We start from the raw sequence: 11900 nt of genomic DNA, 5'->3' as shown, positions 1-11900 counted from the left end.
GCCGGAGACTCTGCCCATGACCCAAACACCTGCCTCCATCAGCGCCTTCACCCCTCGCCGGCTCGTCCTCGCGGCTGTCGCTCTCGCCTCTCTGGCCCTCACCGGCTGCGGAAGTGAGGTGTCCGGCAGTGCCCCACAGAGAGAGCCGGCCAAGAACGTCGCCTCCACTGAGAGACCCGCCCAGCCCTCCCCCGAGCAGGCGGCGTTCGCGGCGATGCTGGCCACGTACGCGCAGATGTGTCCTCCGGCCGACGGGGTCCCGATGGCACCGCCCAACAAGCCGGAGCCGGTGCAGAGTCTCCCCCCTGGGGCAATGCCCCCGCCCGAGCCGATCGAGCCCGGCCCTGAGACGGCGTTGGACCGCCACGAATTCTGCACGAGCGTCCACCACGAACAGCGCGTCATCGAGGCGCTGCAGAAGGTCGCGGAGCCCACGCCCACCAAGGTCCGGAAGACCCTGAACGACCTCGGCTACATCGACGAACGCATTCACGGCCTCAAGCAGGAAGGCAAGACCACGCGCTTCCACCTCGACCTGCGCGAGAACGGCAGCCGGCTCGGCGAGGCGGGTCTGGCGGCGGGTCTGGAAACGGACGTCACGCCGTATGTGGTCCCCGCCACCGGACCGTTCACCGTCAACTCGGAAGTGAAGCCCGAGGGGCACTGACAAAAAAGTAAGGTCTTGTCCGCTTCTGGGCCGCCGCCCAGCATGGTTGGCGCAGCCACCCACCACGGACAGGAGCTCCCCCATGCCCACGCACTCCCGAACTCCCGTGACCGTCCTCGGACTCGGGTCCATGGGCCGCGCACTCGCCGAGGCGTTCCTGGACTCCGGGCACCCGACCACCGTCTGGAACCGGACGCCCGCCAAGGCGGCGCCCCTGGTCGCCCAAGGGGCCGTGTACGTGGCCGGGATCGCCGAGGCCGTTGCCGCAAGCCCGTTGGTCGTCGTCTGTCTGACGACGTACGAGGACACCCTCGCCGCTCTTGAGCCCGCCGGGCACGTGCTCGACGGGCGGGCGCTCGTGACGCTCAACAGCGGGTCGCCCGCAGGGGCGCGGCGGATGAACGCCTGGGCCGTGGAGCGCGGCGCGCTCCACCTCGACGGGGCCGTGAAGGACGTGCCGTCCGCCGTGGGCGGTGAGACCACGCTCCTGTACTACAGCGGCGACGGGGGCGTCTTCGACGAGTTCGAGGCGGCGCTGCGCGTGCTCGGTGGGGACACCGTCTTCCTCGGGGACGACCCCGACCTCGCCGCCCTTTACGAGATGGCGGTCGGCGGCACGCTGCTGCCCGCGCTCGTCGGGTTCTTCCAGGGCGCGGCGGCACTGCGGGCGCGCGGGCTCGACGCCGCGTCGATGGTGCGGTTCAGCGTCAAGTGGTTCGAAATGATCGGCTCCGTGCTGCCCGTCTTCGCCGAGGAGATCGACCGGGGCGAGTACGCCGAGCCCGGCTCGTCCGTGAACCTGTTCCTCGCGGGGGCCGCCGGCGACGAGGAGTTCGCCCGGGAGGCGGGTCTCGACGTGGCGTGGCACAAGCCGTACCAGGAGCTCCTGGCGCGCGCGGCGGAGGCCGGGCACGGTGAGCACAGCGTCTCTTCGCTGGTCGAGGTCCTCAGGAAGCAGTGAGGGCCGGACCCCTCCGGGTCCGGCCCTCACTGGCACCGCCTAAGAACGCGTCCGTCACTTGACGGGGTTCAGGCAGAGCACGAACTTGTACGACTCCAGCTGCTGCGCGAGCGCGACCTCGCTCACGTCGCCGCACTTGTTGACGTCGAAGGTGTCGTCGATGACCTTCACGACCTTGTAGAGGTCGGGGCCCTTCTCGCCGCAGGGCTTGGTCTCGACCTCGGGGTCGTTCTCCGCGCCGGTCACCTTCACGCACTCGCCGACCTTGGCGGCCACGGGCGCGTCACCCGTGAGGTACGGGAGGCCGAGCTTCCAGAACAGGATGGCCGCGATGGCCACGACGATGCTGAGGATCGTCTTGCCTATGCTGCGCTTCTTCTTCGCCGGCTCGGCGGGAACGGGCGCGGGCACGGACTCGGGCGCGGTGGGCTGCTCGGGGGAGGCGGGCGGCTGCGTCGTCATGAAGGATTCCTTGGGGACGTGTGCATGATCAGACGCGCAGGCTACATGGCACGGAACGGGCAAATCGGGCCCGGAAGATCCAATTCCCCAACCAGTTGTGGACTCGTGATTCTGGCGCCCCGTCAGCCGAGGTGAACGGTCAGCCGAAGCGGCCCATCTGCTGCTGGCGGGCCAGCGCGCGCCGCAGGTCCGTCGGGAGCGCGTGGTACGGGCCGTACGCCCGCTCGGTGTCGTACAGCAGCGCCTGGAGCTGCTGGTGGGCCGCCGTGTGGTCGCCCATCGACAGGAGCAGGTTGCCGATCCGGCGGCGGATGTCGAAGTACCTGGCCTGGTCCGCGCCGTGCTCCAGGAACGGGAGCAGGGCCCGGTACTCCGTGAGCGCGGAGGCCGTCTCCCCCAGCTGCTCCAGGCACTGCGCGGCCTCGTAGCGGAACTGGAGGGTCTGCGGGTCCGCCGGGCCCGCCTCCTTCGCGCGGTCCTCGGCGAGGCGGCGCAGCTCCGGCAGGGCGCGGCGGTACTGGCCGTCGTCCATCAGGGTCGTCGCGTACTGCTTGCGCAGGATGCGGACGACCGGCGAGTGCTCGCCGTGCTCGGCGGCGGCCGCGGGCAGGATCGAGCCGAGCAGGTCCACGGCGCGGGTCAGCGAGCCCTCCCCGAGGAGCCGCTTGACCTCGTCCACCGTGGCGGCCACGTCCGGGCGGGAGACCGGCGGCGGGACCGGCGGGGCCGCCGGCCGAGGCGGCGGGGCGGAGGCGCGGTCCGGCCAGGGGGCGTGCGGGCGCAGGAAGGGGCGGGTCGGGTCGAGCGGTCCTGCCGGGGCCCCGCGCGCGGGGAGCATCGGCAGCAGCGCCTCGTACACCTCGTGCGCCCCGGAGGGGCGGTGCTGCGGGTCCTTGGAGAGCAGCCGCAGTACGAGCGCCTCCAGCGCCTCCGGCACCTCGGGCCGCAGCTGGCGGACCGGCAGCGGCGGCTCGTACAGGTGCCGGTGCAGCACGCCGAGCGCGGTGGAGCCGGCGAACGGGACGTTCCCGCTGAGGAGTTCGTGCAGCAGGACCCCGAGCGCGTACAGGTCGGTGAACGGGCCGACCGCGCCGCCCATGGCCTGCTCGGGCGCCATGTACGCGGGGCTGCCGATCGGCGAACCGGTGTGCGTGAGGCGGGTGGTGTCGGTGTCCAGGACGGAGGCGACACCGAGGTCGAGCACGGTGAGGCTGCCATCCGAGCGGACCATCACGTTCCGCGGCTTCAGGTCGCGGTGGACGATCGGCACCGCGTGCACGGCGGCCAGCACCGCGCAGAGCTGCGCGGCGACGGAGACCGCCCACTCCCAGGGGTACGGGTCGTGCTCGGCGAGATGGTCGGCGAGGTCCGCGCCGTCGACGTACTGCATCACCAGGTACAGGTCGTCGCCGTCGCTGCCGGCGTCGTGGACGGTGACCAGGCCGGGGTGGTCGACCTGCGCCGTGACCCGGCACTCGCGCACGAAGCGGCGCCGCAGCTCCTCGGCGGCGGTCGCGGGTCCGGTCATGGTGGCGGGGCGGAGCAGCTTGACGGCGACCCGGCGGTCGAGCCGCCCGTCGTACGCCGTCCAGACCTGGCCCATGCCGCCCTGGCCGATGACGGTGGAGAGTTCGTACCGGCCGCCGATGACGCGTCCGTTCACTTACTTCCCCTCGTCCTTACGGAGGAGGTCGCTGAGCTCGTCCAGCTCGGCCCGGACCTGGTCGATCCGGGGGTTGGACGCCGTGGGCTGGGCCGTCGGCTGCGGCGGGATCCCGGGCTGGGGGTGCGGCTGGGGCTGAGGGTGCGGCTGCGGCTGGGGCTGCGCCGGGGGGACGTAACCGGCCTGGTGGCGCGGGACCGTCGCCGCGTACGGGTTGAACGGGGCGGCCTGGTGCGCCGACGGCACGAGACCGAGGCGGACCTTGTCGTGCCGGAGGTCGGCGACCAGGAAGTACACGGTGAACCCGAGCGCGTTGAGGAGGATCAGACCCATCGCGACGTCCGCCTGCGTCGTCTCCACGTCGTCCGGCAGGATGATCATGCCGGTGATCATCACGGCCGCGGAGACCCCGCACAGCACCCAGTCGAGCGCGCGCCGGGTCACGGCCGCGAGCCGGATCATGGTCGCCCAGGTCAGGAAGCCGATGCTGAGCAGCGGCAGGATCGCGAAGAGCACGCGGAGCACGATCACCGACGCCGGAATGGCACGCTGGGGTTGCGGAGGCGGTGGCGCGTAGCCGTGGCCGTACATTCCTGCTCCTGAGCACTCGGTTCGGTTGCGGAGTCGAGCGTATACACCGACGCGGACAACGTCCCCAGGGTTGCACCGAACCGTTGTCGTACTGATCCGTCACGCGGTCGGGTCACGGCGTCCGGGTCAGGGCGCCACCGTGCCGTCCGCGAGGCCGTCGAAGAGCCCCTGGACCAGTTGCTCGCCGATCCGGCCCGCAAGGCGCAGGGCGTCCTCGAACTCGGCGAGGGCGCGGAACCGTTCGCCGTACCGCTGCTGTTCGGTGAGCGGCAGGCGCGGGAGCTGGAGGCGGCGGACGTCGAGGCGGGTGGCGGTGGAGGCGTAGCTGCTGGCCTGGCGGGTGTTGGTGGTGCCGCGCAGGAAGCCGGCCAGGAACCACGGGTCGAGGGCGGCCGGGTCGGGGCGCAGGAGCTGGAGGTTGCGGCCGAGCGCGGCCCCGGCGGTCGCGGTGTCGACGACCCGGGCGAGGGAGCCGCCGCCGAGGACGGGGACGACGACGTCGCCGGGGGCGAGGAGGACGGGCTCCTCGGGGGCGCCGTCGGGGAGGGTCCCGGAGGGCGGCTGGGCGGCGAAGACGTCGTTCTCCGTGAGGACCCGGGTCGGGGCTCCCGTGAAGGAGGTCGTTCCGGCGCCGCCCGCGCGCAGTTCGAGCGCGCCCGTACGGGCCAGTTCGCCGACCGTGACACCGGTGGGCCGGGCGGCCGCCGCCGTCGGGTCGCCCGCGGCGCGGGTCGCGGCGTCGGCGGGCAGGGCGGGGGGCGGGGTGAGCGCGACCGTACGGCCGAGGGTCTCGGCCAACCGGTCCCGTACCGCGAGGAGTTCGGCCGCTCCGCCACCCGCCGCGGGGGGCGGCAGGTGGCGGGCGGGCGCCAGGTCGACGTCGTCGTCGAGGAGTTCGATGACGGGCACGGAGCGGCTCGCGCCCGGGGTCTCGGCGACCGTGCCGTGCTTGTCGAAGGGCAGCCAGGCGTCGAGGACGGCGGTGTGGACGGCCTGCCAGTCGAGCTTGTCGCGGCCCGCGCCGGCCAGGTGGTCGGCGGTGGTGTCGACGAGCAGCAGCTCGGGGGAGACGGTGACGCCGGCGGCGGGCTTGCGGAGGACCCAGAGGTGGAGCGGGATGCCGTAGGGCGGGGCGGCCCCGGCGGGCAGGGCGACGACGGCCCTGAGGGCGCCCCTGCGCAGGAGGTCGGCGCGGATGCGGCGGCCCGAGCGGCGGGAGGCGGCGGCGGGCGGCATGAGGAGGACGGCGGTGCCGCCGGGGCGGAGCCGGGCCAGGGCGTGCTGGACCCAGGCCAGTTCGGACTCCGTGCGGGCCGGGAAGCCGTACTCCCAGCGCGGGTCGTAGGCCAGTTCGTCGTGGCCCCAGTTGCGCTCGTTGAACGGCGGGTGGCAGAGCACGGTGTCCGCCGTGAGGTGCGGGAAGGCGTCGGCGCGGAGGCTGTCGCCGGTCCGTACGCGGATGTCGGCGTCGGAGGCGAGGGCGAGCCGCAGGGCGGTGAGCGCGGCCAGGTCGGGGTCGGTGTCCTGGCCGTGCAGGGCGCCGGGGTGCTCGACGGCGCGGAGCAGGGTGCCCGTGCCCGAGGCCGGGTCGAGAACGGTGGGGCGGGGGCCCTCGGTGGGGGCGGCGAGGGCGGCCATGAGGGCGGCGGGGCCCGGCGGGGTCAGCGTGTACTGGCGCGGGTTGGCGTCGAGGTGCCGGCCGAGCAGGAACTCGAAGGCCTGACGGGCGCCGATCTCGGCGGCGAGCTCGGCGGCCCCGCGCAACAGGGGTACGGAGGGGCCCAGTTCGGCCGGGCTCGGGGTGAGCACGGAGCGCTCGACGCCGAGGCGTTCGGTGAGGACCTCCTCCAGGGCGACCGGCAGGATCTCCGCGAGCCGCTCGTCCGAGACGGCGGCGAGCTTGGGCCAGGCGCTGGAACGGTCCCGTACGAGCAGCAGGACGCAGCCCGCGTGGGCGAGCGCGGTGACGGCGCCCGCCGGGTGGCCGGCCACCTGCTGCCAGACGCGCTCCCGCAGCGGGACCTCGGCGAGCTTGCCCTGGGCGCGCAGCCAGCCTTCGACGTCGGCGAGCGCGAAGGAGGGGCTGGTCTCCGTGCCGCCCACGGGGCGGGGGAAGTCGGCGTGCCGGCGCCGCCAGTTGCTCACGGCGGCCCGGCCGACCCCGGCGAGCCGGGCGATCCCGGCGGCGGTCACCTCTGCTGCGTGCTCCGGCACCTGGCGCCTCCTGTGCGTTTCCCGCTCGTGTCCCTGTGTACCCCTGCTGTGAGCCCCGATCTTACCGACGGACGCAAGACCCCTCCCTTCACAGTGTGAGTCGACGTGAATCCTGTAAACCGTGTTGACTCGGTTCACAGGCTCTGGTCTTATTGAGTCATCGCTCCACGGGAACTTGGTGGGGCTTCGCTCACCACTGACCACGTCATGTCACGTCACACGTCACGTCATGTCCTGGAGGACACCCATGTCGTACGACACCCAGATCCCGCAGGCGCCCCAGGTGGCCGTGCGCAACGGGCTCGGCACCGCGGCCCTGATCCTCGGCATCATCGGTACGGTCTCGGGCCTCATCCCGCTCCTCTTCTGGCTGGCGGGCATCCTCGGCGTCATCGCCCTGATCCTGGGCCTGGTGGGCAGAGGCCGGGTCAAGCGCGGCGAGGCGAACAACAAGGGCGTGACGACGACCGGCGCGGTCCTCGGCCTCGCGGCGCTGATCCTCTCGGTGGTCGGCGCGGTGATCACGTTCACGGCCGTCAGCGACGCCGTCGACGAGATCAACAAGGCCGTCGAGGAGTCCGCCCCGAAGGACCCGTCGAGCAAGCCGGGCAAGGGCGACGCGGGCAAGAAGGACATCGCCAAGGGCCTGGCCGCCGGTGACCGGGCGGAGTACGACGACCTGAAGGTCACGGTGTCCGAGGCGAAGCCGTACAAGACCGACCAGCTCGCCGAGGGCAACAAGGCGTACCAGGTGACCGTCGTCATCGAGAACAGCGGCAAGGACAAGTTCGACGCCACGCTGGCGGTGCTGTCCGCCCGCGCCGGCAAGGACGGCGTGACCGCCGAGCAGGTCTTCGACGGGAACGTCGGCACCGGTTTCAGCGGCACGATCCTGCCCGGCAAGAAGTCCACGGTCGTCTACGCCTTCGAGGCCCCGAAGGACGCGAAGACCCTCTCGGTCGAGGTCAGCCCCGGCCTGGACCACGAGGCCTCCCAGTGGGAGCTGAAGATCGGCTGACGCTCGTAAGTCCCCCCGTACGCCCCGCTCGTACGCCCTACTCGTCGGCCCCGCTCGTACGCCCTACTCGTAGGCCCCGCTCGTCCCCCGACCCCCGCCCCAGAACACCCCCGGAGAAGAACCCACCATGTCTGCCGCCCGTCACCCCCGCACCCGCCGCACGGCCGTCCTCGTCTCCGCGCTCTGCGCCGCCGTCGCGCTCGGGGCCACCGCCTGCGGGCCCCTCTCCGGCGACGCGAAGGCTTCCGGGCCGTTCGGGGACCTGACCGGACCCCAGATCGCCAACAAGGCGATCGCCGCGACGAAGAAGGCCGACTCCCTGACCCTCGACCTCGCCGCGAAGACGACCGACGGGCCGATGAAGGCCTACCTGTCGCTGGACACCACCGGAAAGTGCGTCGGCACCCTGACCGTCGGCGCCACGGGCACGGCCGAACTGGTCAAGGCCGACGACAAGGACGTCTACCTCCGCTTCGACGAGGCGTTCCTGCGGGCGCAGGCGGAGGGCGAGCCGGCCGAGGTCCAGGAGGCGGTCCTCAAGGAGCTCAAGGGCCGCTGGGTGAAGACCCCGGTGACCGACCCGGACGCCAAGGACAATCTCGAACTCTGCGATCTGAAGGCGCTCCTCGGCGACTTCGAGGAGGGGATCAACTTCGCGGTCAAGGGCAAGGAGACCACCGTCGGCGGCAAGAAGGCGCTGACGCTCACCGAGAAGCGCGGCGGCGAGACGACGACCGTCTACGTGGCGACGGAGGGCGAGCCGCTCATCCTGAAGGTCGTCGCGGCGGGTGGCGAGGAGCCGGGGACGATGACGTTCACCGACTACGGCAAGCCCGTCGTGGCGAAGGTGCCGGCCGCCAAGGACGTCATCGACGAGAAGAAGCTCGGCTGACGAGCGAGGCCACATAGAGGGAGAAAGGTGTGAGGGCCGCCTACGGGGGGGGCGGCCCTCACACCCTTCTCGTCTCTCGTATCTCGTACGACAGCCGTGTTCACACGCGGTGGCGGACCCATATGTTCGGCTCGACGTAGACCGCGTAGCCGCGCGAGACCTCGCAGTGCACCGGTACGAGCGCGCCCGCGACCTCCACCGGGCCGTCCGTGTCGAAGGGCAGCCCGGTCCAGGCGCGCCACTGCTCCACGGACGCCGCGACGGTCATCGAGGCCGGGCAGACCGCCTCCACCGTGCCGCCCGCCCGGACGTGGACGCGCAGCCACGGGTCCTCGGGCAGACCGTCGGACTCCCGGTTGCGGAAGGCGTACTCGTGGATGGAGGACGCGGCCTCCAGGTGCTTGCCGTTCGGGCGGACCGGGGCGACGAGCTCGGAGAAGCCGAGGCGGCGGGCGTTCTCCCGCATCGCGCCCAGCATCCGCGCCGAGAGCCCCTGCCCGAGCGCGCTCGTGTCGACCGTGACCTCGATCGCGCTCACGGTGTCGGGCACGCGCCCGTGCCGCAGGTCGGAGAACGCCCACATCAGGACCTGGTCCCAGCCGGTGGCCGGCAGCTCTCCGCGGCCCTGGGCCCGGAGTTGGAAGGGGACGCTGAGCGCGCGGGCGACGACCGTGCCCTCGGGGTCGGTGGCGACGAGGACGTACTCCGGGAGTTCGGCGACGATCCGGCCGTAGTGGGACCAGCCCACCGGATCGTTGACCGTGAACTCCGGCCAGAGGTCCTTCATCGCCCACATCGCGCCCTGGAGTTCGGGGCGCTCGGCGAGGGTGGTGATCGTCAGTTCCATGGAAGCGGAGGCTAACGGCCGTTCGCGCAGGTGAGGAAACGATTTACCGCGGCTGCGGGACCACGACGACCGCCGGACCACTGCGACCGCCGGACCACTGCGGCCACCGGGCCACCCGCGCCCACCCGACTACGGCAGCTTCTGGTCCGGGCAGCGGCCGAGGACCTTCTTCATCGCCTCCTGCTCGCCCCGGGTGACCCAGACCCCGTACTTCTTCTTCACCGCGACCTGCGCGGCGACGTACGTACAGCGGTACTCCTTGTTCGGCGGCAGCCAGGTCGCCGCGTCCCCGTCGGACTTGCGGCGGTTGGCGGACGCGTCGACGGCGAGCAGGTTGAGCGGGTCGTTGGCGAAGCGGCGCCGCTTCTCCGCGTCCCACTTCTGCGCGCCCTTCTGCCAGGCGTCGGAGAGCGCGACGACATGGTCGATGTCGACCTTGCTGCGGCCCCGGACGAAGTCGACCCGGTCCCCGGTGTACGGGTCGTGGGCGAGGACTCCGGAGGCGACCTTGCAGCGGTCGTCCTTGAAGCGGACGTCCGCGAGGTCGCGCTTGAGGATGTCGTCGCGGGTCCCGCAGCCGTTGCCGTCGACGTCGGCCCAGGCGCGGCCGAACTTCTCCCGGTCGTAGCCGGTCTTCGGCGCCCGGCCCTTCACCGTGAGCGCGTCCACGGCGACGAGCGCGGGGCCGCCCGCGCCGGGGGCTCCGGAGGCGCCGTCGGCCGGGGAGCCGTCGGGGCTCTCGGTGCAGCCGGAGGTTATGAGGACGGTGGCCGCGAGGGCGGCGGCGAGGGCGGAGGTCCTGCGAAAGCTGGGCACGCGGGGATCCTAGCCACAGCCCTACATGGTCCAGACCATTGCGCGGCTCGACGCGCGGAATCGGAGGGGGGCGCGTAGCGTCGAATGAGCCGTTCGTCCCCTTATGAAGGAGTTGCACCGATGGGGATCATGGACAAGCTCAAAGGCATGATGGGCCAGCACCCGGACAAGGCCTCGCAGGGCGTCGAGAAGGCCGGTGACGCCGTCGACCAGCGGACCGGCGGCAAGCACGCGGCCAAGGTCGACCAGGCCCAGCAGAAGGCGCAGGAGTACATCGACAAGCAGCGCGGGCAGGACCAGCCGCCGCCCCAGCCTCCGAGCTGACCCGACGGCTTCTCCGTCCCCCGACTTCCGGCCGCGAGGCGCGCGTGACGCGCGCCCCGCGGCCGATGCGCGTTCCTGACGGGCCGGCAGGGGAATAAGCGGGGTTCTGCTCCTCTTGATCACTTGCATGACGACGATCACGCCTGACACGACAACATCCATACGCCGCACCGCCGTTGCCACCCTGACCGCCGCCGCGCTGACCGCCGCCCTGACCGCACTCCCCCTCACCGGCACCGCCGTGGCCACGGGCCACGGGCACGGCGGGACCCAGTGGCGCGGCGCCTGGGCCACCTCGCCGCAGGCCCCGACCGCGCCCTTCGGCCCCAACTGGTCGCAGCAGGGCTTCTCGAACCAGACCGTCCGCCAGGTCGTCCGGGTCACCACCGGCGGCACCAAGGCGCGCATCGAGCTGTCCAACCGGTACGGCACGACCCCGCTGCGGATCACCGGCGCGACCGTCGCCCGCACGGACAAGGGCGCCTCCGTGAAGGCCGGTTCGGTGCGGCAGCTGTCCTTCGGCAAGGGCCGCTCGCTGACGATCCCGGCGGGCGGGACGGCGTACAGCGACGGCGTGCCGTTCACGGTGAAGGCGCTGGAGTCGGTGACCGTCACCCTCTACCTGGCCGCGCCCACCGGGCCCGCCACCTTCCACCACGTCGCCTCCGCCACCAGCTACCGCGCGGACGGCGACCACCGCTCCGACCGGACCGGTACGGCCTTCAAGGAGACCAACACCTCCTGGTACTACCTCTCCGGCGTCGAGGTGACCGGCGGGCAGGCCCCGCGCAGGGACGGCATCGTGACGTTCGGCGACTCGATCACCGACGGCGTCGGCGCAGGACTCGACGCGAACAACCGCTACCCCGACGAGCTGGCCGAGCGCTTCGCCGCCGCCGGGAAGCCGCGCTCCGTCCTCAACCACGGCATCGCCGGCAACCAGGTCACCAACGACACGACCTGGGCGGGCGAGAAGGGCATCGCGCGGTTCAAGGAGGACGTCCTGACCGAGCCGAACGTCCGGACGGTCATCCTCCTCGAAGGCATCAACGACTTCGGCGGCAGCCTCCCGAGCGACTTCGCCGCCCCCACCCCCGAGGTCTCCGTCGAGCGCCTGATCGCCGGCCACCGCGAGCTGATCCGGCAGGCCCACGCCCAGGGCATCAAGGTCGTCGGCGCGACCCTGACCCCGGTCGGCGGCTCCTTCTACGACACCCCGGCCGTCGAGGCCAAGCGGGACGCGTTCAACCACTGGGTCCGCACCTCGGGCGCGTACGACGCGGTGGTCGACTTCGACCGCGCCGTCGCCGACCCGGCCGACCCGGACCGCATCCTGCCCGCCTACGACTCGGGCGACCACCTGCACCCGGGCGACGCCGGGTACGCGGCGATGGCGCAGGCGCTGGACCTCGACGCGCTGTAGGAACCCGGGGCCGGCCCCGCGG

General features: G+C 72.4%; 12 protein-coding genes. 6 read left to right on the top strand and 6 right to left on the bottom strand.

All coding sequences use genetic code 11. The features are described 5' to 3' along the window. Nucleotides 1–16 precede the first annotated feature (16 nt). Together ACWCO8_RS25420 and ACWCO8_RS25415 are read left to right on the top strand one after the other, a co-directional pair. Nucleotides 17–667 carry a hypothetical protein gene (locus tag ACWCO8_RS25420; protein ID WP_451034195.1) on the top strand — a complete coding sequence of 217 codons (651 nt, stop codon included), beginning with the start codon at nucleotides 17–19 and terminating at the stop codon, nucleotides 665–667. Nucleotides 668–749: 82 nt separating this feature from the next. Next, nucleotides 750–1628: an NAD(P)-dependent oxidoreductase gene (locus ACWCO8_RS25415; protein WP_451034194.1), complete on the top strand. Its 879-nt coding sequence runs from the start codon at nucleotides 750–752 to the stop codon at nucleotides 1626–1628. Nucleotides 1629–1682: 54 nt separating this feature from the next. On the opposite strand, the gene ACWCO8_RS25410 is transcribed toward ACWCO8_RS25415, so the two are convergent. The 4 genes from ACWCO8_RS25410 to ACWCO8_RS25395 form a co-directional block, all read right to left on the bottom strand. Next, nucleotides 1683–2090, bottom strand: coding sequence for an LppU/SCO3897 family protein (locus ACWCO8_RS25410; protein WP_362014814.1), 408 nt, complete (start codon nucleotides 2088–2090; stop codon nucleotides 1683–1685). 139 nt (nucleotides 2091–2229) lie between these two features. Continuing rightward, nucleotides 2230–3753 (bottom strand): protein kinase domain-containing protein, encoded by a 1524-nt coding sequence (locus ACWCO8_RS25405; RefSeq protein WP_451034193.1) that lies wholly within the window; start codon nucleotides 3751–3753, stop codon nucleotides 2230–2232. After that, nucleotides 3754–4269: a hypothetical protein gene (locus ACWCO8_RS25400; RefSeq protein ID WP_451034192.1), complete on the bottom strand. Its 516-nt coding sequence runs from the start codon at nucleotides 4267–4269 to the stop codon at nucleotides 3754–3756. A 201-nt stretch (nucleotides 4270–4470) separates the two neighbouring features. Continuing rightward, nucleotides 4471–6558: an N-6 DNA methylase gene (locus ACWCO8_RS25395; protein WP_451034191.1), complete on the bottom strand. Its 2088-nt coding sequence runs from the start codon at nucleotides 6556–6558 to the stop codon at nucleotides 4471–4473. Nucleotides 6559–6805: 247 nt separating this feature from the next. On the opposite strand from ACWCO8_RS25395, the gene ACWCO8_RS25390 reads away from it, so the two are divergent. Together ACWCO8_RS25390 and ACWCO8_RS25385 are read left to right on the top strand one after the other, a co-directional pair. Continuing rightward, a complete protein-coding gene (locus tag ACWCO8_RS25390; RefSeq protein ID WP_451034190.1) occupies nucleotides 6806–7576 on the top strand; it encodes a DUF4190 domain-containing protein in 771 nt (256 codons plus the stop codon). A gap of 127 nt (nucleotides 7577–7703) precedes the next feature. After that, nucleotides 7704–8468 (top strand): hypothetical protein, encoded by a 765-nt coding sequence (locus ACWCO8_RS25385; RefSeq protein ID WP_451034189.1) that lies wholly within the window; start codon nucleotides 7704–7706, stop codon nucleotides 8466–8468. A gap of 100 nt (nucleotides 8469–8568) precedes the next feature. Here the strand turns inward: ACWCO8_RS25385 and ACWCO8_RS25380 are convergent, their stop codons facing one another. Both ACWCO8_RS25380 and ACWCO8_RS25375 read right to left on the bottom strand, forming a co-directional pair. Continuing rightward, the gene (locus ACWCO8_RS25380; RefSeq protein WP_451034188.1) at nucleotides 8569–9315 is read right to left on the bottom strand and encodes an N-acetyltransferase; all 747 of its coding nucleotides are present in this window, start codon (nucleotides 9313–9315) and stop codon (nucleotides 8569–8571) included. A gap of 129 nt (nucleotides 9316–9444) precedes the next feature. Continuing rightward, nucleotides 9445–10131 carry an HNH endonuclease family protein gene (locus ACWCO8_RS25375; protein ID WP_451034187.1) on the bottom strand — a complete coding sequence of 229 codons (687 nt, stop codon included), beginning with the start codon at nucleotides 10129–10131 and terminating at the stop codon, nucleotides 9445–9447. Between the two features lie 120 nt (nucleotides 10132–10251). On the opposite strand from ACWCO8_RS25375, the gene ACWCO8_RS25370 reads away from it, so the two are divergent. Further along, nucleotides 10252–10455: an antitoxin gene (locus ACWCO8_RS25370; RefSeq protein WP_362013304.1), complete on the top strand. Its 204-nt coding sequence runs from the start codon at nucleotides 10252–10254 to the stop codon at nucleotides 10453–10455. Nucleotides 10456–10582: 127 nt separating this feature from the next. Further along, nucleotides 10583–11878, top strand: coding sequence for an SGNH/GDSL hydrolase family protein (locus tag ACWCO8_RS25365; protein ID WP_451034186.1), 1296 nt, complete (start codon nucleotides 10583–10585; stop codon nucleotides 11876–11878). Nucleotides 11879–11900 lie beyond the last annotated feature (22 nt).

The sequence above is a fragment of the Streptomyces sp. NPDC001927 genome (assembly GCF_053594455.1).
Note: the sequence above shows the minus strand (reverse complement) of the source record. Positions and strands in the feature narration are given on the sequence as shown.